Genomic DNA, 24,403 nt, shown 5'->3' on the forward strand with positions numbered 1-24,403 from the left:
ATTCACGAATCAAAGGGGATTTGTTACCTTTCTAGCACTTGGGCAGCAGGAATGGAGCCGTTTTGTTCTGCCAGTCGAGATTACCCTACTCAAGTTCTTTAGCATCAGAAGTTTAGAAATTGGAGACGAGACGTGTCGCTCATAGTCCAGAAGTTTGGTGGAACGAGTGTCGCTGATACCAGTAAGATTCAGGCTGCTGCCCGTCGCGCGACCGCCATGCATCAGGCGGGGCACCAGGTCGTGATGGTTGTCAGCGCCCGCGGCAAAAAAACGGATGAACTGGTCGGCCTGGCTGCTGAAATCACTGATCGTCCGACTCCCCGCGAAATGGACATGTTGCTCTCTACCGGCGAGCAGGAATCAGTGGCATTGATGGCGATGGCGATTCATAAACTGGGCGTCGAGGCGATCAGTCTGACGGGTTCTCAGATCGGCGTAGTGACTGATTCCTCACACACGAAGGCGCGTATCATCTCAATCTCGACTGAGCGGATGAAAGCGGCTTTAAATGAAGGCAAGATTGTCATTGCTGCCGGCTTTCAGGGGCGGGACAAAGACTGGAATATTACCACCCTGGGACGTGGGGGAAGTGATACAACGGCGACTGCACTGGCAGCTGTTCTCGAGGCCGACATGTGCGAGATTTATACCGACGTCGAAGGGGTCTTCACCACCGATCCCCGAGTGGTTCCCGAGGCCCATCAGATGGCCAGCATCTCTTACGATGAAATGCTGGAACTGGCCAGCCTGGGAGCGGGTGTGATGCATTCGCGTTCTATTGAATTTGCCAAAAAATACAGAGTTCCCCTGAAGGTACGCCCCTCTTTTTCGGATGGTGAAGGCACCTTGATCGCGGCACAGGCGCTGGATGCGGCTCCGGTCGTGACCGGTGTGGCCTTTGTGAGGGATGAGGTTCGCGTGAGCCTGACCGATATTCCGGACGAGCCGGGTATCATGAGCAGTATTTTTGCCCGGATGGCAGAGCGTAAAATTACCCTGGATATGATCGTTCAGGATGTGGGAACGGGGGGCCTGGCACGGGTATCCTTTACCGTACCTCAGTCTGATCTTGCCGAGACGTTGACCGCAGCTGGCGAGGCAATTGAAGATATCGGTGCCGGCAAGATTCAGCATGGAACCAATCTGTCCAAGGTTTCCATCGTCGGCAGCGGCATGCGGAATAATTACGGTGTTGCCAGTCGGATGTTCTCAATCCTGGCAGACGCTGATATCAATGTGGGGATGATTACTACCAGTGAAATAAAGGTGACGGTACTCGTCGACCGGGATCAATGCGATGAAGCAGTCCGTGTGATCCACAACGGTTTTGAGTTGGACCGTTTGACCAGCTACGAATTTGCATCGAATCAGATTCAGGCTGGAGAGGGGCAGCCTGACGAGTCTCAGCAGAAAACAGCAGAACTGGAGCAGGAGATCGTCGATCAACTCTCCCATATGGAAGACATCGTGGTCAGCGAAGTTCTGTTGGATCAGAGTCAGTCTCGAGTCACTGTCAGAAATCTGCCGGACAATCCGGGCATATGCTCGCGTCTGTTTTCCGTCGTCGCAGAAGGCGGTGTTTCCGTGGACATGATTGTGCAAAACATGGGCGAGGAGGAGCAGGCGCATCTTTCGTTCACCGTGCCGCGCACCTCGCTGGAAAAAAGCCTGAAACTGGTCGAGCCGCTGCTCTCGGAGTGGGGAGACGCCGAGCTGAGCCATGAGGCAGAGATTGCCAAGTTGTCGGTAGTTGGGATTGGACTTCGCAGCCATACGGGAGTCGGGCAGTCAATGTTCAGCGCCCTGGCGGAAGCGGAGATCAACATTCAGATGATCAACACCAGTGAAACCCGGATCAGCGCCGTCGTCGCTCTGGAAGATGGCGAAAAAGCCTACCAGGGCCTGCTGAAAAAGTTTGGTCTGAGCTAATCGTCTGTCGAGAGTGCTGTCTGCAGTAATCGCGGGAGGTTCGCGGAGAACTGGCTACGGGGCAGGACCTGGTCACAGCCTGCATCCCTGGCCTGCTGAAGTGTTTCTGTGTCGACGTGCGGTCCGTATGCGATGCTGGTCAATTGCGGATATTGCTGCATCGTCCGGGACAGTAGTTCCCAGTCAATTTCTGGCTGATTTAAGTCAATGATCAGCAGTTGGGGGAGCTCGTTTGTCAGCTCTCCCAACGCCTGGGCCAGACTCAGGACGCAAGTAAAAGAGAAGCCATTGAGACGGGCGGCACCGGTGATCTGACTTTGAAACATCAGATCGGCGCAGAGAATCACGATTTGGGATCGGGGTTCTGTTTCGCTGGTCATACTAACTCAATCGTGGTTGTTCAGGCCTGAGCGAACATGATTAGACTGGGCAGGCCTGTCGCGGTTGGTATTTCAGATGGTGGAACGATGAAAATGGACATGCTGCCATTCTCCGTCCTGTTTCTGCCAGATGCGGGATTCTTCGCAGGCAGCACTGTGATCGTGGCCATGCTCGTCAATCGACTGTACCACGCGAATGTAGGTGACCAGGGCAACTTCTCCCATGATGGAAACCATGGGGGAACTGATAGTAGACTGCCGCGGGCGACCTGTCGGGTTCATGTCGAAGTAGAAGCGATGAAAGTCCATCCCGGTTACGAGATGCCCCCGGGCTTCCGGTTCGAAACAGGTCAGCTCTTCATCGCAGAGACTGGTGTAGGTGTTCCAGTCTTTGTGATCAATGGAGTCGAGGAGCTGTTTGCTTAACTTCAGGAGGTCTTGTACATCGTTGTCTGACATCTGCGGATCCTGCTCTGGTGACAAAGAAGATTTAACTCTGCCTCATCTTATCCGTTAATTCAATTTCTGGAAATTGAATCGTCTTTTTATTTTCTGAAGTTTCTAGATCTGGATTGTATTCGTCGATGGTCACGGTTTCGCTGGACTTTTTCCCGGATGATTTATCCTGGTTCTCCGGCAGATTCACTGCGACGGGGATCACATCGTCTGAAGCGGAGGCAAAAGGAAGCTCCGGCAGTAGTTCCCCCACGCTTTTGAGGTTGATTGTGGAGCCTACGTCCACAAAGGCCTGTGGGTCGTAGTCGATACGAAAGCTGACGTCAGCAATCGAAAGTACACAGCCCGGCAGCAGCTTGGTATCCCGTTTGGGAGTGACCCGGTTTCCATCGATAAAAGTGCCGTTGGAACTGCCCAGGTCATGTACCAGCGCTACAGACTCAGTCAGGACGATCCTGCAGTGATGACGACTTACCAGATCGGACTTAAGCTTTAAGTCGCAGTCGGCTGATCGGCCTACCAAAGTCGTTTTCGTGAGTGTCATCGACTTCAGTTTTTTAGACCCATTTTGAAGGCTCAGACGAATTTTCATAACGATTGACCACACATAAGAAAACCCGCCGGAGGGCTGCTCCGGCGGGAAATTGTTCATTTCAGGTTCATTATAGATTCTGCCCAGGGGCAAGTCTATGCGGCTGCTGAGTCATCTTTGGGGAAAAGATGTTCAGTGCCCCGGATGATTTCCGGAGTGACCACGTATTTCTTGCCGGCTTCCTGCTCGGGCAGTTCGTACATGATGTCGAACATAGCCTGTTCGATCACGCTACGTAAACCACGAGCTCCGGTGTTCTTTTTCTGGGCGATACAGGCAATTTCATGCAAGGCTGCATCTGTGAATTCCAGTTCGGCGTTTTCCATTTCGAAGAACTTCTGAAACTGGCGAACCAGAGAATTCTTTGGTTCCTGCAGGACGCGAACCAGATCGTTTTCTTCCAGCTGACTGAGCGTGGAGAGAACGGGGAGTCGTCCGAGCAGTTCGGGGATCAGGCCAAATTCAAGGACATCGTCGACCGAGGCCTGGGCCAGCAGGTCGTTCTTGGACTTTTCCTGGTCTTTCTTCTGATGGGATTGTCCAAAGCCGATAGTCTTGCGACCGAGTCGCTTACCGACAATGTCTTCGAGTCCCACAAAAGTACCACCGCAGATAAACAGGATGTTGCTGGTATCAAGCTGGATGTACTGTTGCTCGGGATGCTTGCGGCCGCCTTGAGGAGGCACGTTGGCAACGGTGCCTTCCAGCATCTTGAGCAGTGCCTGCTGAACCCCTTCTCCGGAAACGTCGCGTGTAATCGAAACGTTCTGGCTGGTCTTTCCGATCTTATCGATCTCGTCGATGAACAGAATCCCGCGCTGGGCAGCTTCTACATCGAAATCAGCAGCATGCAGCAGTTTGAGGAGCAGGTTTTCAACGTCTTCACCGACGTAACCGGCTTCTGTGAGGGTTGTGGCATCACCGATGGCGAAAGGCACCTGCAGGTAGCGAGCCAGACTCTTAGCGAGCAGGGTCTTACCGGAGCCAGTGGGGCCGATCAGCAGGATGTTAGATTTATCCAGTTCTACATCTGAACTGGCTTCCTCGGCGTGCATCAGTCGCTTGTAGTGATTGTGGACAGCAACCGCCATGACTTTCTTGGCACGTTCCTGGCCGATGACGTAGTCATTCAGGTGTGTGACAATTTCCCGGGGAGTTGGAACATTCTTGAACAGTTTTTTAGTCGTTCCACGACGACGATGCTCCTGTTCCAGAATCGACTGGCAGACTTCTATACATTCTCCACAGATATAGGCATTATCGGGCCCCTCTACCAGAGGGCCGACTTCGCGATAACTTTTTCTACAGAAAGAGCAGTTCGCATTTTTCTTACCAGAAGAATTACGTTTTCCAGAGGTGATATCTCGTCCGGTGGGCATAGCTTCCCTTCAACGGTGTCAACTAAATTATGGCGTTCAACGTCCAGTGAGTTTTGATTCTGCCTCCCTGCAAATCACTCGATAGGTATAACTTGTGAAATGAGTTCCTCATTTAGAATCAGAAATAATTATCAGAGGCAATCAATCGGGTGATACAGTCGTTTCCAAACAGGAACTCGATGAAGCACAGCTGACCTTCAACCGGGAAGTTGCTGGTCACTCACATCTGGAGAATCGGACAACTCGTCTTTCTTCTCTTGTTCCGGATTGTTATCGGATGAATCAACAAGCCGTTTTTTGATGGATCGGAATTCGTCGTCGGTAAGGTCACCTTCTCGTTGCATTTCTGCGAACTGGAGCAGTAATTCACGCGCATCGACATGACGATCTTCATTTTCCCTAAAACGTCCTACGATCCATACGATTAACCAAATCAAAAAAATGATTAGTAAAACTGCCAGGCACCACTCAACGGCGTGTCCGTCAAAGAGTTCCTTAAACAGCTTCTGCTTAGCCGCCTGATTTCCCTGTAATAAATAATTCTGAGTCACTTTAAAATCAGCAGAAGGAAATCTCGTTCTGCCTTTCCTAGTTTAAACCTGCGACAGTCACCTCGACCGCGTCCCTTTGAACGTGAAGTCCATCTGAACGCTGCTGAGCTTTTCTTCATTATTGGAAAGAACCATAATTCAGGCAAGCCCTGTTGAGTCTGAGTGCCCTGGCTGTGGTTTAAATGAAGTTGCATATCATGCGCCAAAGTCGAGCAAAATACGGTGGGAAATCAAAACAGGTGTTCTGTGGTGAATCGCATAATTGTGGCGTTTTGGAATAAAACACCTTAAATACAGGGGTGATCGGGTTTTTCCAGAAGCCTGAAAGGGAACCGGGCCACAGCAGGGATTGGGTACAACCGAACAGAGAGAGCACTCACAGTTCCAGTGAATCTGGTAAGACTTACATTGTCGATATTACCTTAAGTTGAACGAGAATCATTATTTGGGAAGTGACGAATCGCCAGAGATCTCCGGCTCACGGGGGTGCCTTGCATTGCATACCGGACTCATCACTTTTATGATCTCTTCTGCCAGTAACTACGTATAATAGAAGTCTGCCTGATGGGCAGCGAATTTTGATTTATGACTGATAACGACCGGTTTTGAATTTCAGGGATTACGAATGGACTTTGAAAAGCGTCTTAAGCACGCGATCAACAAGGGGCGTGCGGCCAAAGATGAAGAAACCCGGCAGGAAGTCGGTAAGAAGATGTCCGAGGAGGAGTTTCGTAATCTTCATCTGAAGTACCGACTCGAACTGACTGACCACATTGATAACTGTCTGAAGAAACTGGCCGATCATTTCCCGGGTTTTCAGTTTAATACAGTCATGGGCGAAGAGGGCTGGGGATCCCGCATTACCCGCGATGATGTCAATCTGTCACGTGGCAAGGCACAGACCCTGTACAGTCGTCTGGAAATGATTGTCAGGCCATTTACAGAGACACATATTATTGAACTGGTTGCTAAAGCAACCATTCGCAATAAAGAGACCTTTAACCGCTCGCATTATCAGTTTATTGCAGAGGCTGACATTCAGTCTTTTCAGGACCTCATGGACTTGTGGATCCTGGAATTTGCCGAACAGTTCTCTTTTCAGTCATAATAAACGAATTCTATTCCTATCAGCTTGATCAAGATATCAGAGAAACAGGGGTAACAGCAGATGAGTCGTCACGCGGATTTCTCACAGGTTATGGATCGTGGTGCAGTGGCGATTATTCGCGCTCCCTCCAGTGAATTACTGGTCGATGTTTCCAAAGCCATCTATGCCGGGGGCCTGGATGTGATTGAAGTCACATTTACCGTCCCCAATGTTCTGGATATTCTGGCTCAAGTGAAACGTGAGATCGGCGACAAGATCCTCTTGGGCGCCGGGACCGTTCTCGACCCGGAATCAGCGCGGGCCGCGATTCTGGCCGGGGCGGAGTTTATTGTGACTCCGACTGTGAATCCAGAAGTGATCGAGCTCTGTAACCGTTATGATAAACTGATCATGACGGGCGCGTTTACTCCCACGGAGGTGCTGACTGCCTGGGAATCCGGAGCGGACATTATTAAGGTCTTCCCGGCTTTTGTCGGTGGTCCCGAATATCTCAAAGCCCTGCACGGTCCCCTGCCCCAGATCCCGCTCATGCCTACCGGCGGAGTCGATCTGGAAACGCTGCCAGCCTATATGAAAGCGGGTGCCTGTGCCGTTGGACTTGGCAGTTCGCTGGTGACGAAGCAGATGGTCGCTGATGGCGATCTGGAAGGGATCCAGAAGTTGACCGCTGAATACATGGCCAAAATTGCCGAGCTTCGCAAAGCCTGATTCAACAAGGCTTTATAAATTACTGGCCAGTCTGGTCATATAGGTCTGACGGGTTGAAGCAGTACTGATACGACTGTTTCAACCCGAAAGATCGTCTCAAGTCCTAAGATCCGAATGGACGATATTTTCCGATAGTCGGCATTCGGTCTACTAGTGGTCCGTCAATCCTGAATTGACGGTTCAAGCGACGCCAGGCGAGCGTACGGCCCATTTCAGGCTGCTTGTCATGCCAGGGTCTGATCCATCACTAGTATCCCCGTACGTCATGGCTGTTGGATCAGTTACCATAATCGCAGGAGGGGCTCCAGGGCAGGATGGCCTGATTCTATCGTCATCCAGCCATGGAGGTGCATTGGCATGAGACTATTTTCACTACTGGTAATCAGTTGCTGTATCTGGAGTGGCGCTGCAACTTCTGTTTCTGCAGCGACGGCATCGCCTGTCTTTACCAGTAAAACGCAGTTCCGGATTCCTTATCACTACGATCAGGCGGAAATTGATCGTCTGGGTGCCCGGGAGATCCGCCTCTATGTCTCGACCGATCGCGGAGTCAGCTGGAATCATCAGCAATCGGTATCTCCTTCGACGCGGAAATTTCCTTTCACGGCGACCCAGGATGGCGAATACTGGTTCTCGGTCCGGACGCTTGATGCCAATAATCAACTGCACCCTTCGGGGAGTGTTTTCGAACCTGGTCTGCGTGTGGTCATCGATACCACCCCTCCCCAGCTCGATCTGGATCTGAAACAGGTTTCTCCGGGAAAAGTTCAGCTGATCTGGAATGCTGAGGACAAATATCTAGACCCCACTAAACTGGTTCTGGAATATGCCCAGAATGGGAGCCAGGACTGGCAACGTGTGATTGTTGCCCCTAACAGCCGAGGTCAGACAACCTGGTCAATTTCCCAGGGGGGCGTTGTTTCGGTACGCGGCATGATCAAAGACCGGGCGAACAACGTGGGGAGCAGCCAGAAACAGATTCGCGTTGTCGCTGCAGCCAGTCGCACATTACCCAAGCCGAAGCAGGATCTGCCAGATTTCAATCAGCCGATCGCGCAGGGGACTCTTCCCGATCAGAGTTTAACACAGAACGATCCGGGTTCACCGGCTCCTTATTCCAGTCTGAAGCAACCCGGTCAGCCGGAACAGCCTGGGGCGCTTGAACAATCTACTCCGCTGGCGAATCGTCAGATGCCCGGGGTCTTTCCCCGAGAGGGGCAATTTGATCCCGCTCCACCAGCGGGGGCTCCTATCCAGGATTCGGTCAAAGGACAGTACGTTGCCGATGATCCCGAAAAACGGCCTGCATATGCGAAAAACCGGTATCCGATGCCTGCGCAAAACTGGTCAGCTGATCGGAAACAGGTATTGAATGGGACTCAGTTCCAGATCGGTTTCCAGGTCGACGAGGTTGGACCTTCGGGAGTGGGAGCTGTCGAGCTTTATATTACAGAAGACAATGGCCAGAAATGGTATAAATACGGTGAAGATCCCGATAAACAGAGTCCCTTCCAGGTCGAAGTTCCTAACGATGGAATTTACGGATTTACCCTGCGGGTTCGCAGTGGTGCGGGGTTGGCCGATGCCCTGCCCAAATCAGGCGAAAAGCCGGATGTGGTCGTTGTGGTAGATCGTCAGGCTCCGGTGCTTCAACTGGATCCAGTGGTTCAGGGAGTGGGAGGGGAAGCGAATAAAGTCACGATTTCGTGGAATATCAGCGAGCCTAACCCTGCAGAAAAGCCAATTGCCATCAACTACTCGACCCAGCCAGGCGGTCCCTGGGAGCCGATTGTAGAGTGGCAGGAAGACCAGGGGCGGTTTACCTGGTCGGTTCGCCCCGGGAATCCTTCCAAATTTTATCTGCAGGTTGTTGCGAGAGATGCCGCCGGCAACATCTCTCAACAAGTGACACCTCAGCCGATCGTAGTCGACCTGACGAAGCCGTCAGGCCGGATCGTGGATGTGGAAGTTCTGAGCAGAAAGCCTTCTTACTAAGCCTGCTCTGATTTTTCTTCTTTGGGTTCGGAACTGGGCACTTCGAATTTTGGAGCAGTGAATTCTTCCGAACGTTCTTCCGGTTTGGGGCGTGGTGTTTCAGGCTGAGAATGTGAGTAAGAAGCCTGATTGACTTCGTCCTCGATACCACTCACTCCCTTTTTGAATTCGACAATCCCCTTACCCAGGCTGCGTGCGACTTCTGGCAATCGTTTGCCAAACAGCAGCAGGGCAATAATGCCGACAATAATCATTTCATAACCGCCAGGCATACCCAGAAAGGCGGGGACGGCATTGATGTGTGTGATGGTCTGGAACATGTTTTAACCTCTCAATTATCATGAAGGTGATGAAGGTGTTCCGCAAATTGGAAAGCACTGTGCACCTTGTGGCGATTGGAAACTGAATTCAACCTCTGATTCGCGCCGTCTCGGTTCGTCAGCCTGATTAGCTGTCTTTGGAGGAATCCTGCGAAGAGATCTTTGAGGAATCGTCATCGGATTCCTCTCCTTCCTTCGCTCCTTTTTTGAATTCGACAATGCTTCTACCGAGGGAATTCATCACGCCGGGCAGACGTTTGCCAAACAGCAGGAGAACAATTCCCAGAATAATGACGACTTCAATCCAGCCAGGAAAGCCAAACATACTAACGGTTCCGTTAACTTCTATGAATCGGTCGAGGGAGACGATTCCGTGAATCTCTGTAATCCGGTTCTTTCAGTGAAATGGTAACAGATGGAAGCTTCACCGAAAATGAACACCAGCATAGTCGGGATGTTCCAATCGGGTATGCTCTGCCGGCGGCAGGGAGAGATCAGGAGGAAATCTAATTCCCGCATGATGGCCCTGCGAAACGATATCTCGAAGGAAATCCCAGTGATGGATATCCACTCGGTTTGCCCGCAGGAGAGTCGCAGGAGGATTGAGCGGTAAGTAATTAAATCATAACCGCCCAAACGCGGCTGTCAACAGAATTTAAGGGCTCATTTCTGCTGAATTTCTATTCCGTATTTAAAAATAAGAATCCTGCGGGTCGTAACCGACTCCGGAGATCCTCCGTGTAGCGGAAACTATCCCCTGTTCTTAACCTGTTGTCGCATCAAGGGATGTCCGTTGGAGCAAAAGCTGCATTTCGATCCACTGACTTTGCCTGGCAAAGGTATCGAGGGAGGCATTCCCTGAGGCTGCTGACTCTGCACAGCAGTCGACGAACTCGTTCAGCGACCATTTGCCACTGGACACCAGTGGGGTCTGCCAGTCTAAAACCTGGTTGTCCTCAAACTGTGCAAATAAAGGGGCGATGACGTCCGGGAGCTCATTGAGCAGCGGGTGATGGCCGACTGCCCTGCTCCAGTATTTGGCGTTTGAATAGTCGGGCTCACGGCGGTGCATGATGTGATGCCAGTAGTCACCAGCGCGATGTCTGCCGTCATGTTGCACCGACTGCGAATATTGATGGCTTTCCTCGAGGTAATCATGGATGCAAAGCAGGCCAGCTTTCACGGCTTTCGCATCCGGGCGGGAGCTGATATTGGGCAGATCCTTCTCTGGCTGATATGCCTGCAGGAGTGAATAAAGCCACTCGCATTCCGAGCCGGGCTCGTGAGGAGCCAACTCCGGTAAATGTCGGGGGAATCCATGATAGTCGTCGACGTCGATCACGGCATCAAGTATCTGGCAGTCTGCTTCCGCCTGAATCAGTTGAATGAATGCCTGCCAGAGCAGATGGCTGTTGGTGGTCTGATTCAGCAGGTTCTGTAAGTCTGCTTTTCTGAACAGGACCAATGCATGTTCCAGGGGATTCAAGGCCAGGGATGAAGCAGTGGGAGTCAGTGTGACCCACGCCTGACTAAAGAGCTTCGCTCCGTTGAAAGGGCACACGATCAGACTGTTTTGAGGAGTTTCCAGTTGCCCCGATACGATTGGATCAGGCAAGCCGGAGTCTGAAATAGAAAAATCCAGAAATCCCACAAAATCAGCTGCTGTCTGCTCACAGAGTCCGGTGATGTCTGCGGCTGACAGATCACAGGTCTGATTCTGAGGAAAGGCTCCAACTTTCAGTGCGGATCCTTCCGGAGGCACTGGATTTGTTGTTGAGTATTGCTGAGGTAGAAAAAGCTGGATCGTGGCTGTCATGGGGATTCACTTTTACGGGGTAATTCAGATCGTTAGACAGCCTTACCCTAACGGATTTTCTCCTGCACTGAAAGTCAATACAAGACTTTAGAAGCTGGTTCATTCCGGAGTGAAACAACAGAGTTGACCGTTCTCCAGCGTGACGAAAATGCGGCCATGGGAATCGATGGCAGTCCCCCCTTTCACTGCCAGTGCTGGCAGAGGATGAGACCAGAGGTCGGTTCCTTCTCCGATGTCGATGGCGGTGAGGAACGGCTTCTCTGGTTGTTGGTCGGGGTGTCCGGCTGTCAGCAGTGTCTGGGGAGACACAATGAAACTGGTGAAACGCCGCTGCTGCTGATCTTCCCAGAGGTTTTTACGCTTGATTGCCTGTCCGGTTCTGCGTGCCCGCATACTCAGCCAGCGGGCGACCTCTTTTTTCTCTTTTGGGGCTCCGGGAGGCAATGCTTCCTTGAGCGTCAGATTCGTAAATACGCTGCCTTCGTAACTGGCATCATGCACGAGTTCCCTGCGGTCGGCGAGGGTATGTTCAATCGACAGGTATTTTCCATATTCAGGATAGTAGGGATAAAAGGCGGTACGGTATTGAGAGGTGACCTCGGAACGCGGCGTGTTGAGGCACTTAAGAGTTTTGAGGTCATAACGGGCAAGCTCATACACGCCTCCGGCCAGAAAACGGAGTTCGTCGTCAGCTACATACAGACTTCCCTGCAGGCTGATTCCACTGTTGACCGTGGGGGACAGAACTCCCGAGGTATTATTTTCCTGCTTGAGTTCTCCTGAGACAGGATCCAGGGCAACCAGGTGTGTGCCATCAAAGTGGGCGATACCCGCTGCTGCGTACAAGGTGTTATCGTGGACGACGACTCCACCGGAAACGGGCCACGTCGAGATCAGCTTACCGTATACCGGGATCCAGCGGACTGTGGGAGCCACGCGAAATGACCAGAGCGGTTCGCCTGTTCTGGCCGCATACGCATAGACGCGTCCGTCAGCTGAGCCCACAAACAGGCGGTCCTGTGCGATTGTGGGAGGATAGTAGATCGCTCCGCCGGTATAGCGTTTCCAGACCGGTTTCCCTTCCAGGTCGAAAGCAGAGATTGCCCCATTGCGGTCTCCGACAAAAATCATGTCTCCTGCCACAACCGGGGCTGTAGGGAGAGCATTACTGACAACTTTCGTGGTCCAGGCCTGTTTTGTTTTCACAGGGATTGCGACGTCGGTACTGGAAGATTGCCGGGCATCACCACGAAAAGCGGTCCAGTCCTGTTCACTCGCTGAAAGTGGTTCGACTGTTTCCAACTGATCTTTGTATCGGGTTAGGCGCGGGGGCGTTTGTGCGGCGGGAGTGGACGAATTCTGTTCCGGGCCCAGGCTGATGTGACCATACAGCGAAAGTTCGCAACCGCACATCCAGGGGCCCCAGTAGAGCAGTCCGTTCGAGACGATCACGCCATCCTGACAGGGAGGCCGCATCGGAGCGATATGTTGCGCTGAATCAGTGGCCGTTTCCAGTCGGACAGTGCCGCCTCTGGTGCGGAAAAAGATGCTGTCGACGCTACCGGTCGCCCGGGTACAGGCCCGGCGGGTGGGGAGTGCCGCGAGGACGTCACCCGTTGCGTAGTCCAGCTTCATGCCTGTCTCTTTGGGGCCGGCTGCATAGATACCATCCTTTCTGAGCACCAGTTGCAGATTTCCATGCTCTTTTTCCCACATCAGGTAGCCATCGGCCGCAGAGGCGGAAACAAGGTGTAGCCGTTGTGGACCAGCAAAAAACAGGTAGTCATCGCTGCATTTCAGATAGGTGGTGGTAGCGTATCCTGTTACATAGTGTTGAGCGCGCTGGTTGGATCCGATAGAAGCCAGAAGCTTGGGATTGTTGTTTTTCCAGAGTTGTTTGCCCTTTTTTGTTTCCAGACAAGCCAGGAATTTTTCAGGACAGTAGTAGAAAATGCGCCCGTTTTTCATGCAGACACCCCGGCTGTCGATATAGTCCTGGTCTTTGAAGTGCCAGAGGATCTGTTTGTTTTTGATATCGATTGCCACGAACGTTCTGCCGAAGCCGAATGCATTTTTCGGATCGGAATAATCATGGCCCTTCCACATGTCCCAGGGCCAGTGCCCCAGTCCACGCCGTGCAGATTTCTGGGTATCGACTTTGACCTCTTTATTTCCGACCAGTGCATACAGCACGCCATCCTGCATGCCCATCCATTTCCAGACCGGTCCATCAGAAAACTTCTGATCGATCACGATTTCGTCCCGGATCTTGCCGGTTTCACTGTCGATGATTTTGCAGGACTTATCATCGGCCATGTAAAGGGCATCGGGAGTGCCAATCATCGTGTTACGGTGAATCATGAATCCCTCAGGCAGAGGACGTTTCCAGAGGATCGTGCCGTTAAAGGCATTGATGCACATTAAAGTATTCAGAATGGCATTCTGATTCTGTTTGTGTGCTATATGCCCGAAGGCTTTGAAGACTTTCCCCCCCGCTGCCACCGAAACTTCGGGCATGGGGGAAAATTTAGGATCGGCCAGAAACTGAGTGCGGTAAGGAGCCCGCGCATTCTGATCTTCTGACTGAGGATTGTTGTCGGGACGATGATAGGGATGCGTCCAGTCATCGTTGCCAGTTGGAATCGGTTTGGTGAGTTCTCCCTCAGAATGAAAAGCGGTTCCTTGAGGACGCAGGACCCGGAGAATTTCTGCACGAGTCTGATCATTCTTAAGGGGGCCTGGTACCAGGACGACATCGGCTAAATTACTGGCGAGAGCAATTGAATTATTGGTTCCCGCATCAGCAAACAGACGACTTCCCAGAAAACCCCGTTGATCTGCCAGCTTGCGAAGTTCAGCCAGTTGTGCTGCATCAGATGACTGGAAATAGATCTGAAATTGAGTTTGCTCAATGAGTCGATTGATCTGAGATACCTGTTGATCCGGGAGCGGTCCCAATACAACGCAGATACCCTGTTTCATATGCAATCTGGGGAGGCAGGCTTCCAGGAAGGATGAACTCCCCTGCCCGCTCACAGCGGGTTCTTTCGAAAAGGTGGGAGACGGTACTCCGATCAACGTCAGAAAGAGGAACAGGAAACTTGAAGTCCAGTATTTCTTCATCTGAAATCTCCATTGATCAGGCATGGATTTCCGGGGAAACAAATTGTCGTCTCAGCCAGCTTCGGGGAGGCTGTCTGATGGCTTTATCATGTCTGTAAGAAATCAGATATTCAAAGAGAATCCTGAATAATCTGATGTTTTTGTCTTGGTTCTTACTTTCGATTTAGGGACTGAATTGGTTGCAAAACAGTGCTATCAGTTCAAATCTGGCTGATCTAATTACTGTTTATGTGGACATATGATTATTCTTCCGGGTAAAATCGGCGCGATCTTGAGAAAATTGGAATTATCGGCTGGTTAAAATGTAAATTCTGTGAACAATAAAGCCAAATCTGCTCCCCAGTCAGGTCTGGGTCAATCGTGATCTGTCTGAGCCGGAGTGTATCGGTTTAAGCTGAACAAGGGGACCTGTTCGAAACTTAAGCCCTGACGACTGGTGATTTTATTTCAGGTCACTGGCGGTATTCTTGTATGAATCACATCTTACCTGATTATTATGTGAGTGAAGCAACATGGTTTTATCTTTCCCTGTTGCTGACGCTGGCGGTCTTTTTCCGATTTGACCGGATCTTTTCGCTGCGCAATCTGGACCTGATTTTGCTCCTCTTAATTTCGCCGGGGCTTTTATTCCTGGGTGACTACCCCGTGGTTGGTAATTTCTGGCTGTTTGTCGGGACGGGGCTGTTCGTAATCCGGATGAGTATCGACTGTCTCTTTCAGCGGCGTCCTCGCGGCGAACAGAATTTAAACAGCTTCGGAATGGCGTTTCTCTGTGTCTCGATCTTTGCGTTTTTTGTCGTGCGCGTGTTCACAGAAAACCCAGCACCAGATACGATCCAAACCGTTAAACAGGCTGACAGTCTGTTGAGTATGCAGGATGCTGGTAATACTTTAAAAGCTCAGCCTGCTGAAGCTGGTCCTACGGCAAGACTGCTGGCTGCTCCTGTGGTTCCCTTCTCCAACGCGGTCGTTACCGGGACTCTGGATCACGCGACCTTAGCTGCCCGAATCATGGCGATTCTGGCGCACGCGTTTGTGGTTGTGGGGCTGATAATCATGGGGAAGGTCCATTTTGCAGACACGCAGGTGGGGCTTGCGATGGCCCTGCTCTACCTTCTTCTACCCTGTACCGCGTATGACGTCAGTAAAGCCAACCATGTGTTGCCAGCGGCACTGCTGGTCTGGGCATTCGTAACATATCAGAAGCCGATTTTGTCCGGGATTTTCATGGGGCTGGCATGTGGGGCGATGTTCTTCCCGGTCTTCCTGCTGCCTCTCTGGGCCAGTTTCTACTGGAAAAACGGCCTCAAGCGATTTGTACTTTCCGGAACTCTGGTGGCTGTGGTCCTGCTGGGCAGCCTGATTCTGACATCAGTTGATCGGTTCTCTTTCACACAGCAGACCATCGGTTCGATCAACTGGTCCGTGCTGAAGTTCGAAGGAGGCCAGCATATGCCGGGCTTCTGGAGCACGTACGATTCGGCGTATCGCATCCCGGTATTTGTGATTTTTGTGCTTTTGATCACCTGTCTGACTATCTGGCCCCGTCGTAAAAACTTGGGACATTTGATGTCACACACGACGGCGATCATCATTGCCACCCTGCTCTGGTATCCGCAGCAAGGAAGTGTCTATCTGCTCTGGTATCTGCCAATGCTGCTGATGGTCGTCTTCCGACCACGTCTGCTGCATACGACCCAGAATTATGAAGTGGATCGCAATCAACAATCCGGCGAAAAGCCGAGCTCACGCTTCCAGGACTCAGTCAGCATTGCGAAGCACACTTCGCAGTAACCCGCTCTCAGTGCTGACCGGAATATTCGGGATCCAAGTCCCGGGAAACAGGTGGAGTCTCAGTCTGCGGCTGAATCTGACGTGCCAATAATGGGGCTTCAATTTCCGGGTTGGTAAAATTCGTCTTGGTACCAACGATATACATGGGCCGCGCCCGGACCTGATCATAGATGCGAGTCACATATTCGCCCAAAATACCAATTCCCAAAGCATTCAGGGCACCAAAGAAAGAGGCGGTAATCGTGGTCGATGCCCAGCCTGGAATTGCCAGCCCGGTGAACAGTTTGTGGTACAGCACAAATGAGATCAGGGCAAGACAGACCAGAGTGGAAAGAGCAGCAATCAGATAGAAGATGGTCAGAGGCAGGAATGAGAATGAGAAAATTGCTGTTTTGGCCAGACGACAGAGTTGTACGAAAGAAACACGGGGGTTGTCATCGTACCGTGCCATTCGCTCAACCTGGATCCCGGTCTGTCGGTATCCAACCCAGGAACGCAGACCAGGGAAATACCGGTCACGGTCATTGAGTTGTGCGATTTGAATCGCAACTTTGCGATCAATCAAACCAAAATTTCCAGCATCGCGGGGAATGGGCGTATGGGAGATTTTATTTAGTAGTTTATGAAACGTCTGGAATGCCCAGCGTTTGAGACGGTTTTCTTTGCGTTTGGTTCGAACGGCGTAAACGACGTCATAACCAGACTGCCAGGTTTCCACGAAGTCCACAATCGCGGTCGGGCTGTCCTGCATATCGGAGTCCATGATCACGATGGCGTCGCCGGTCGCGTGCAGCAGCCCCGCCTGCACGGCGGCCTGGTGGCCAAAATTTTTAGCGAAGTGCAGTACCCTTACCCGGGGATTGAGCTCAGCTAACTCATCGAGTATGAGCCCGCTTTTATCAGAGGAACCGTCATTGACGAAGATGATTTCATACTGGCTGCCTACGGTTTGTAGAGCCTCCTCAACAGCCTGCTGCAGTTCCGCAAGGACACTTTCCTCATTGAACACGGGAAGTACGACTGAAATCAGTACATCAGTGACCGGCTTGCGGGCAGAATCTTTCTTCGTCTGGCTATCACTGGTTGCGCTCATTTGATTAGAACTCCTACCAGGGACAACCCAAAGGGAACACCTGTCGAATGAATCAGGGTGCGCTCAAGCTTCGCACACGACATGAGACAGGAATTTGTGAAGCGGGAGACACGATTGAAACGGGGGGGCGAGTCATCTCTTTTATTCAACAAGCGGTCCCTGCCACGAGCCAAAATCGCGGGAGCCAGTGTAAAGGAGTTCCAATGAGTCACCCATTTCACGTTTAAACCTGCCTGCCGGGCATTATCCCGAAATCGGGCTTTTGTATATCGACAAAAGTGCCCCAGCTTGCGATCCCAGTCGGAGTAGAGCCAGGGGTAAGCAGGAACGGTAATGATGATGCCTCCGCCCGGTTCCAGCGTCTCGGCTGCATTGGTGAGGAGTTGCACCGGATCTTCCACATGCTCCATGACATCCAGTAAGAGGACCGCTTTTGCAGATCGTGGATCTACGGGCCAGGGCTGGCTCAGTTCATGGACGTGCAGTTGATTCAGTCCTCGGGAACGGCCATATTCCACGGCTGCTTCCATGAGGTCAAATCCAATGACATCATATCCCATGCGATTGAATTCAAGCAGATTTCGTGCTGAACCGATCCCCCCCTCTATCAGGAGCCCGGGGGCGGGGAACTCTCTGGTCAGGATCTCGGTAACCAGTTTCCGCTTGGAAACATGCCACCAGTAATTGTCCTCAAGTTCAATTAATTCAGTCAGATGTGCCGGGTCCACGTGATCAGATCTCAATACGAAATAACGTTGATGTCATGAGTTCAGATAACTCTGAGCCAAGTCAGGGTAATCAGTAGATCTAGACAGTTTCCATATGAAATGTCTGTTTTTTGTATTGGATACAAAATATATATTTTAACTATAGTGCTTATGCTGTCTATAGTGTTGTCTGTTGATGTGTAATTGCACAAAAGTACTGTAATTATGTGGAGTTGTTGGGTGATTGACCTGCCAGACAGACAGTTTTCCCTGGGGGCCTGGTTTGCCAGTATAATATTGTTATTTCTGGTCATTCTGTGTGTCCCCCTGTTTATCAGAATGCCGCTGGCAACTGATGTCGTGCTTTACGATGTGCAGGCTGAGACGGTGCTGGATGGGGGGACGCTGTATCAGGACATGTTCGAGACCAATCTGCCGGGCATTGTCTGGTTGCACATGCTGATTCGACCGATCATCGGCATGAGTTCTGATGCCCTGCGATGTGTTGATCTGCTGTTTTTTACCGGATCGGTGACCTTGTTGGCCTTCTGGAGTCGAAGAAGCCAGCTCTCCATTACGGGCATGCTCTGGATCGCCATTGCACTCTATGCCTTTTATTTCTCTCTCTCGGAGTGGTGTCACTTCCAGCGAGATACCATCATTCTGCTTCCATCAATGGGAGCACTCTGGATGAGGCGAAAACAGCTCGATCGCCTGCTCGCAGACAAACAAATCAGAGTCGCATCGATCTGGGGCTGGGCATTTCTGGAAGGCTTGCTCTGGGCAACAGCATTCTGGATCAAACCTTTTGTCGCGGTTCCCGCGTTATGCGTCTGGCTGGGATCTGTCTGGCTGCTGGGACAGTGGCGGCGTTCTCTACTTGACCTGACAGGATTATTGTCAGGGGGACTGTTTCTGGGAGCAGCCGGCATTGCCTGGTTATGGCAGACAGGTGCCTGGCCCTGGTTTATGGAAACGTTTCTGGAGTGGAATCCGGAATACGTAGCCGCACGGAAATCTGGCTGGACATTGATGCGGTTTGCCCAGTTTCTGTATCGATTTTATCCCTGGTTTCTGCTGAACCTGATAGCGATTCCCCTGGCGCTGATCATGTTGAAAGACGGCTGGAAAGCACGTCGCAAGGCTGAATCGGAGGATGTTTCCAGTCCTGCTTCAAGAGATGAAAGTCTACTGGCCCTGATGTACCTGGGTTGGTTATTTCAGTCGATGGCATTCCAGCATCTGTTTGATTATGTCCATCCCCCTGCTCATCTGCTGGCGATCACGGTGATCGGCGGCTATCTGGGCAGTCGTTACAGTCAACATGCTTTAGGTTGGGGCTGGAAATCAGGAATGGCCCTGTTTCTGCTGCTGGTGGTGCTCACTTTTCCTGCGTTTAAGCCTGATCGCGCCCGCTTGTGGAAGACCTGTCTGCTGCAATCCAGCGATGCAGAATTAAAGGCTAAGCTGGCATTACTGGTCCAGGTCGACTGGGAAGATCTCGCTGCCGTACGTGAATTTCTGGCGGAGCAGCAGCTCAAAGACCGCGAGCTGCATTGTTACAACAGCACTTTAATTTATCTCTATCCGGAATTAGGGCTGCAGCCAGCGACCCGCTTTGGCTTTTTCGATTCGGTACTGGTCTTCTGCCGCAAGCACCGCGGTGATCTTCACCAGGCGATTCAAGACAGCCCGCAGAAATTCATCGTGACCGATCTGATCGAGAGCGGGTTTAACAGGGAAACAGCACTCGCGGCTGCGGAAAGTCCGGGAAAGAATGTGCCGCCTCAGTACCCCGTCAGTCTCAAGGGAGCCTATCCCTGGTCTCAGCCCGTCGTGTTTCGATCGGGACGCTATCTGGTACATCGGGTAGAACGTCCCCTGGGGAAATTCATCGGCGGTGGTTTTGTACCGACAGAATCGGACGTACAAAAATTCCTGCAGCGACAAAAAGAGAGTACATCAGAGAACAGCGATCGAAAGAATGATTGACCGATCCTTGTTTATCGCAAGTCTTAATCGGCTTGCGGTTTAGAGTCTGAACGGAATGCTTTCACCAGCAGAATGCATAATATTGCCAGGGCGGTTAAAGAAATGACACGACCAATCTGAAAGCCGGGCGGAACAAAGCTCAGTTGAACCTGATGCTGGCCAGGAGGCAGAGGAATCGCTCTCAAAGAGAAATCCGCGGGCAGGACTGGTAGTTCCTGCTGACCGACTCTGGCAGTCCAGCCGGGGTAATAAATGTCGGACAGAACCAGGTAGCCCGGCGCGTCAAGATCCGCTTGAAGACTCAGTAAATTGGGGCTGTTTTCCAGGATGGAAGCCGGTTGAAATGCCTGTCTGTCTCCCTTGGGGAGGACATCCTGTCTCAGTAAAACCTCATCACGTGGTTTGACTTTCGAAATGGCTGCTACGATTTTCTTACTGGACTCCTCGTCCTGAAGAGCACGGGTTTGTCCGACCAGGTAAGCGCGGGGAAGCGGGTTTTGGTTTTCGATAATCTGGAAGGGAATCTGGCGTGGCTTTGATCCCCTGAGAGTGTATTCCGCAGGCACCTGACCCTGTAGAACCGTCTTCCAACCTTCCAGCTTAACGGGCTCGCTGGTTCTCAATACGGCATATTTGATACTCATCAGGTCAAGTAGCTGTGGTTCCGCTTTTTCAAGTTGCGGCGAGTCGAATCCTGCCATCACTGTTGCTGCATTGGGTTGATTGAATGTGGCGGCTGCCAGAAGCCCGAGTCGTACCAGGGGCACTGGTTCGTAACCTTGAACTTTTAAGAGTTGATTTTTCCAGGCTTCACGATCACTCAACAGGTGCTGGTCAGCCAGGACACGGTGTTGCCCCAGGTTGTTCTTCAGGAATTGGACGATTTCTGTCTCTCTCCGGATGGATGATTGAGGGATCGTGCACAGGATGTGGTTTGAATAGACCGAGAGTTCTCCGGTACAGATCAGGCAGAGGATCACGAGTCCTCCCAAAGCGGCTTTTCGTGAGAGGCTGGTGAGAAAAATAGCAATCGAGATGCCTAGCAGGGCTGTCAGCAGGTAGCCTGCCTGGATGTTGAACATCTTGTCTGGAGCCAGACTGACTTTAAGACTCCCTGCAGACTTAAATATCAGATAGATCAGGATTGGTAGAACTGCAACAACAGCGATTCCAGCAAGCAGCCGTATGGTTCGACCTTTTGAGTTCTGATACAACAGCGAAATCCATTGAGATCCAAAACCGGCCAGCATTGCGACGACCAGGGTGCAGATCCATAGCTGACGACCAGGAATTCGAAACATCGATGCCCCGGGAATCAGTTGATAAAACAACTTATAAAATGGAAGTTCGGGGCCGAACGCCAGCAGAAAGGCGATCAGTCCAATCAGGGTCAGTCGGATCACGACCCGTTGTTGAAAAGAACTTAAAACTCCCACGATTGCCAGTAGCAGAGGCAGGCACCCAAAGGAGCAGATCGCTTCCCAGTAAAAGGTTCCGGGGCCAGCATACTGGTCCGGTTTTCCCCAGACGAACGGATCAAGCAGTTGCAGCAGACTGGCTGCATTCAGGCTACCTGCGCTGAGGCTGGCCAGGTCAATTCCGCTGGAGCGGACTGCCTGTTTCGTATAGATGAACACGGGGATCAGATCAATGGCGACAAGCCCTGCTGTTAACAGACCCCCTGTCAGCCAGCCTTTAAGCCAGAGACCTGGTCTACTTGTTTCTTCCAGTTCGGTTTGGGTACCCTGCTCGCTTTCAATTGGTTTCTTTTTAGAAAAAAGTTCGAGGATCGATTCAATGACAATCGCAGCTGTGAGGAACAGCAGCAGATAATAGAGCTCCTGGACGTGACCACAGAAAAATGCAAGAGAGATCACAACAACCAGGAAGGGAACCGCTTTTTTACTACCTGTGCGCAGGAGTTCGAAAGCGTACAAGATCCAGGGGAACCAGGCGATTTGTGTGACAGACGTGAAGTGCCCTTCGCCCGTTTTGGCAACAAAGTAAGGAGCTGCCAGGAAAACAATCCCTGAGAGCAGTGCACTGAAGAAATTCAACCGATATTTTCTACCGAGCAGATACGCGCCCCAACCGGCCCACCAGTGATGTAGAACCAGTACCCAGCTGATCGTAGAAGCCGCATTGAGGAAAAAGAATATCCAGTTGACCGGGTAGAACAGGGATGCCTGTGGGTTTCCCACCCAGGGCATGCCCAGCAATGACCAGGGATTCCAGTAAGGAAACTGGTTGAATTGCTGGAGGCACTCGCGCTGATAGTCTTTGAAGCCGATGAACTGGTTGGTTGTGTCGTTATATCCCTGGTTCTGCACACCCACCAGGACATCTGCCGGGTGATTCACGAGTACCTGAAAACAGACTCCTGAAACGATTAACAGAATCAAGGCCGCGATCACATTTTGAAACAGTCTGGACTTCATGTGTTTCTTTTCAGCATCACTGATTCGTTGACTCGCATTGACATGACGAGCTGGTTTGTAAAGAAACTGAAACGCTCCATTCGTTTCTGTAAGTGTAAATGAACAAATGCTGTTATGTGAATTTCAGCCTGTTCTGGTCCCGGTACGTATCCAGGGAACGGAAGCGGGAATGCTGCCAGTTTGAGAACATATAGCATTGTGCATGCCAAACTGAGTGGTTGTCTGGCATGCCTACGGGCTCATTGTGTCGGCAGATCAATCACGGTGGGGAGGTTTTAATCCGTGGGGCTCGACGATCAGTCCGTACATTTCAGGACGACGATCCGCCAGGCGATCAATCACGTGTTTATCCGGGACACGGTCAACGCGTTTGTTGCGGGCACGCTCCGGGTCGAAGGTGGCATACAGAATTTCTTCCTCTCTCCCCGTTGAAGTGGCCAGAGTTTCGCCGGCGGGACCGCAGATGCGGCTTTTGCCGATGAACTGGAAGCCTCGCTCTTCACCGACCCGATTGATAGCACAATAGAAAATTCCGTTTTCCATGGCCCGTGTGTTGATGGCATGCTCGGCCACGCAGTCTGCTCCGGTGGGCCAGTTGGTAGGCAGGATAATCAGATCAGCCTGCTGGAGTGTCATGACCCGGGATGACTCTGGAAACGCACTGTCATAGCAGATATTCAAACCGATACGTGCGGATGGGTGTTCTAAGACCTCGAATCCCCGATCGCCGGGAGTCGCGAAGCGGTCGACTCCGAGATAAGGCAGATGAATTTTTCGATATTTGCCGAGCACACCTTCACGCGTAATCATTACTGCCGAGTTATAAACTCCATGCGGAGCCTGTTCGAGCATTCCAATCGCAACGGTCTGATTCAACTCACGGCAGACCTGCTGTAATGTTTTCGTTGTGGGGCCTGGAATCGTTTCAGCCAGTGGCACTGCTTCCTGCAGGCTGTCAAAGCAGTAGCCGGTCAGTGCACACTCGGGGAACACGGTCAGTTCCGCTCCCTCGGAAGCAGTTTCGTGCATTTTTGCGATAATTCGATGGAGATTATCCGTTTTCTCCATCAGGGCGATATCCATCTGGACGCCGGCTATAATCATTCTGTTGCTCCCCTGCTCTAGATTGGGCTATTCCTGGTCTCGCTGAGTTTTTACCCGTGCGATTATAAAGGACCCAAGAAGGGGATACCATCCCTGCAGTCAGGATACAGAGATTTAGAGACGCTCTGTGGTCTTAAAAGGCAAAGCCTGCTGAACTGGTGGTTCTGATTTTTCAATCGGATTTGCCTGTTGCGGTGGGGGAATCAGCACACCCGAATCGACGAGAGTGATATAAGTCATGGTGAGCAGGATTGCATAGGCGACCGCGTTACCAAACAATCCGTTCCCAAACCATTTCAGTGCACTCCCTGCAGATTTTTTCAGACGGATAGTAACCCCTTTGCGTTCCACGCTGTAAACCTCGTCCAGAACGAGATGGGAGAGAAAGCCCAGTGAGATACCACCGGCCATCAGAAATTTCACAGCGAAGGAATCACTGATGTAGGAGAGGAAGACGGCTTCTCCGGTGATAATCAGAGCGGGGATGCTGTGAAACATGCCCCGGTGTACTGCAAATTTCGAGAGGATTGCTGAACCGCCGTAACGAACTCCTGCATAAGTAACGACTGCCATCAGGATCGCATCATCGGGATCTGCCCCTTTGCGAATCATACAGCGCATGGCCATAAAGGAAGCTACGGCGGCAGTCAGGCTGAACAGTTCCTTGATGGGCCGTCCCGTTTCAGAATCGAGGTCTGGCAGCATACCGCCTACCCAGGTCAGCACTCCTGCCAGGATACCCTGAGTCGGGGTGAAGCCCAGAAAGAGGGAGCCTACAGAGCCGTAAACGACTCCCAATAACCCACTGACGCTGATGTGCTCCGTATAGCCGGCCATGCAATTCTTCCCTGAAGTTGCGTACTGTTCCTGAATGGATCGAATCAGTCCTTCCTGGGGAGATCCTAGCAAAGAACCGCA

20 protein-coding genes are annotated in these 24,403 nt (G+C 51.6%); 6 read left to right on the forward strand and 14 right to left on the reverse strand.

The window, feature by feature from the left end:
• The first annotated feature begins 132 nt into the window (after window positions 1-132).
• Window positions 133-1,929: an aspartate kinase gene (locus FYZ48_RS28090; protein ID WP_149345772.1), complete on the forward strand. Its 1,797-nt coding sequence runs from the start codon at window positions 133-135 to the stop codon at window positions 1,927-1,929.
• Here the strand turns inward: FYZ48_RS28090 and FYZ48_RS28095 are convergent.
• The 5 genes from FYZ48_RS28095 to FYZ48_RS28115 all read right to left on the reverse strand — a co-directional run bounded on the left by FYZ48_RS28095 (window position 1,926) and on the right by FYZ48_RS28115 (window position 5,287).
• Window positions 1,926-2,309, reverse strand: coding sequence for a response regulator (locus FYZ48_RS28095; protein ID WP_149345773.1), 384 nt, complete (start codon window positions 2,307-2,309; stop codon window positions 1,926-1,928). The genes FYZ48_RS28090 and FYZ48_RS28095 overlap by 4 nt on opposite strands.
• 72 nt (window positions 2,310-2,381) lie before the next feature.
• On the reverse strand, window positions 2,382-2,768 hold the full coding sequence (locus tag FYZ48_RS28100) for a DUF4440 domain-containing protein (protein ID WP_145040165.1): 387 nt from the start codon (window positions 2,766-2,768) through the stop codon (window positions 2,382-2,384).
• A 31-nt stretch (window positions 2,769-2,799) separates the two neighbouring features.
• Window positions 2,800-3,417, reverse strand: coding sequence for an FHA domain-containing protein (locus tag FYZ48_RS28105; RefSeq protein ID WP_149345774.1), 618 nt, complete (start codon window positions 3,415-3,417; stop codon window positions 2,800-2,802).
• Between the two features lie 35 nt (window positions 3,418-3,452).
• On the reverse strand, window positions 3,453-4,736 hold the full coding sequence (gene clpX / locus FYZ48_RS28110) for an ATP-dependent Clp protease ATP-binding subunit ClpX (RefSeq protein WP_145040169.1): 1,284 nt from the start codon (window positions 4,734-4,736) through the stop codon (window positions 3,453-3,455).
• Window positions 4,737-4,933: 197 nt separating this feature from the next.
• Window positions 4,934-5,287 (reverse strand): hypothetical protein, encoded by a 354-nt coding sequence (locus FYZ48_RS28115; RefSeq protein ID WP_145040171.1) that lies wholly within the window; start codon window positions 5,285-5,287, stop codon window positions 4,934-4,936.
• 625 nt (window positions 5,288-5,912) lie between these two features.
• Here FYZ48_RS28115 and FYZ48_RS28120 point away from each other — a divergent pair.
• The 3 genes from FYZ48_RS28120 to FYZ48_RS28130 all read left to right on the forward strand — a co-directional run bounded on the left by FYZ48_RS28120 (window position 5,913) and on the right by FYZ48_RS28130 (window position 9,098).
• Window positions 5,913-6,395, forward strand: coding sequence for a hypothetical protein (locus FYZ48_RS28120; RefSeq protein ID WP_145040173.1), 483 nt, complete (start codon window positions 5,913-5,915; stop codon window positions 6,393-6,395).
• A gap of 60 nt (window positions 6,396-6,455) precedes the next feature.
• Window positions 6,456-7,103 (forward strand): bifunctional 4-hydroxy-2-oxoglutarate aldolase/2-dehydro-3-deoxy-phosphogluconate aldolase, encoded by a 648-nt coding sequence (locus FYZ48_RS28125; protein ID WP_145040175.1) that lies wholly within the window; start codon window positions 6,456-6,458, stop codon window positions 7,101-7,103.
• A 357-nt stretch (window positions 7,104-7,460) separates the two neighbouring features.
• Window positions 7,461-9,098: a hypothetical protein gene (locus tag FYZ48_RS28130; protein WP_149345775.1), complete on the forward strand. Its 1,638-nt coding sequence runs from the start codon at window positions 7,461-7,463 to the stop codon at window positions 9,096-9,098.
• Here FYZ48_RS28130 and FYZ48_RS28135 read toward each other — a convergent pair.
• The 4 genes from FYZ48_RS28135 to FYZ48_RS28150 all read right to left on the reverse strand — a co-directional run bounded on the left by FYZ48_RS28135 (window position 9,095) and on the right by FYZ48_RS28150 (window position 14,357).
• The gene (locus FYZ48_RS28135; protein ID WP_187782269.1) at window positions 9,095-9,418 is read right to left on the reverse strand and encodes a Sec-independent protein translocase subunit TatA/TatB; all 324 of its coding nucleotides are present in this window, start codon (window positions 9,416-9,418) and stop codon (window positions 9,095-9,097) included. The two genes, FYZ48_RS28130 and FYZ48_RS28135, sit on opposite strands and share 4 nt — an antisense overlap.
• A gap of 127 nt (window positions 9,419-9,545) precedes the next feature.
• Window positions 9,546-9,743 (reverse strand): Sec-independent protein translocase subunit TatA/TatB, encoded by a 198-nt coding sequence (locus FYZ48_RS28140; protein ID WP_145040179.1) that lies wholly within the window; start codon window positions 9,741-9,743, stop codon window positions 9,546-9,548.
• A gap of 438 nt (window positions 9,744-10,181) precedes the next feature.
• A complete protein-coding gene (locus tag FYZ48_RS28145) occupies window positions 10,182-11,234 on the reverse strand; it encodes a hypothetical protein (RefSeq protein WP_149345776.1) in 1,053 nt (350 codons plus the stop codon).
• A gap of 99 nt (window positions 11,235-11,333) precedes the next feature.
• Window positions 11,334-14,357: a PQQ-binding-like beta-propeller repeat protein gene (locus tag FYZ48_RS28150; protein WP_187782270.1), complete on the reverse strand. Its 3,024-nt coding sequence runs from the start codon at window positions 14,355-14,357 to the stop codon at window positions 11,334-11,336.
• A gap of 471 nt (window positions 14,358-14,828) precedes the next feature.
• Between FYZ48_RS28150 and FYZ48_RS28155 the strand changes: the two genes are divergently transcribed.
• Complete coding sequence (locus FYZ48_RS28155; RefSeq protein WP_149345778.1) at window positions 14,829-16,151, forward strand: hypothetical protein; 1,323 nt, start codon at window positions 14,829-14,831, stop codon at window positions 16,149-16,151.
• 7 nt (window positions 16,152-16,158) lie between these two features.
• Here the strand turns inward: FYZ48_RS28155 and FYZ48_RS28160 are convergent, their stop codons facing one another.
• Both FYZ48_RS28160 and FYZ48_RS28165 read right to left on the reverse strand, forming a co-directional pair.
• Window positions 16,159-17,244, reverse strand: coding sequence for a glycosyltransferase family 2 protein (locus FYZ48_RS28160; RefSeq protein ID WP_149345779.1), 1,086 nt, complete (start codon window positions 17,242-17,244; stop codon window positions 16,159-16,161).
• Window positions 17,241-17,972, reverse strand: a complete 732-nt coding sequence (locus FYZ48_RS28165) for a class I SAM-dependent methyltransferase (protein ID WP_187782271.1) — start codon at window positions 17,970-17,972, stop codon at window positions 17,241-17,243. Before FYZ48_RS28165 ends, FYZ48_RS28160 begins: the two co-directional genes overlap by 4 nt.
• Before the next feature lie 219 nt (window positions 17,973-18,191).
• Between FYZ48_RS28165 and FYZ48_RS28170 the strand changes: the two genes are divergently transcribed.
• Window positions 18,192-19,943, forward strand: a complete 1,752-nt coding sequence (locus FYZ48_RS28170) for a hypothetical protein (RefSeq protein WP_149345781.1) — start codon at window positions 18,192-18,194, stop codon at window positions 19,941-19,943.
• 23 nt (window positions 19,944-19,966) lie between these two features.
• Here the strand turns inward: FYZ48_RS28170 and FYZ48_RS28175 are convergent, their stop codons facing one another.
• From FYZ48_RS28175 to FYZ48_RS28185, 3 genes are all read right to left on the reverse strand, one after another.
• Entirely contained in the window at window positions 19,967-22,381 is a 2,415-nt protein-coding gene (locus FYZ48_RS28175) for a YfhO family protein (RefSeq protein ID WP_149345782.1), read from the reverse strand.
• A gap of 255 nt (window positions 22,382-22,636) precedes the next feature.
• A complete protein-coding gene (locus FYZ48_RS28180) occupies window positions 22,637-23,485 on the reverse strand; it encodes a carbon-nitrogen hydrolase family protein (protein ID WP_149345783.1) in 849 nt (282 codons plus the stop codon).
• Window positions 23,486-23,599: 114 nt separating this feature from the next.
• Window positions 23,600-24,322: a metal-dependent hydrolase gene (locus FYZ48_RS28185; RefSeq protein WP_145040196.1), complete on the reverse strand. Its 723-nt coding sequence runs from the start codon at window positions 24,320-24,322 to the stop codon at window positions 23,600-23,602.
• Window positions 24,323-24,403: the final 81 nt, after the last annotated feature.

The organism is Gimesia chilikensis (genome assembly GCF_008329715.1).
GTDB classification, from domain to species: domain Bacteria; phylum Planctomycetota; class Planctomycetia; order Planctomycetales; family Planctomycetaceae; genus Gimesia; species Gimesia chilikensis.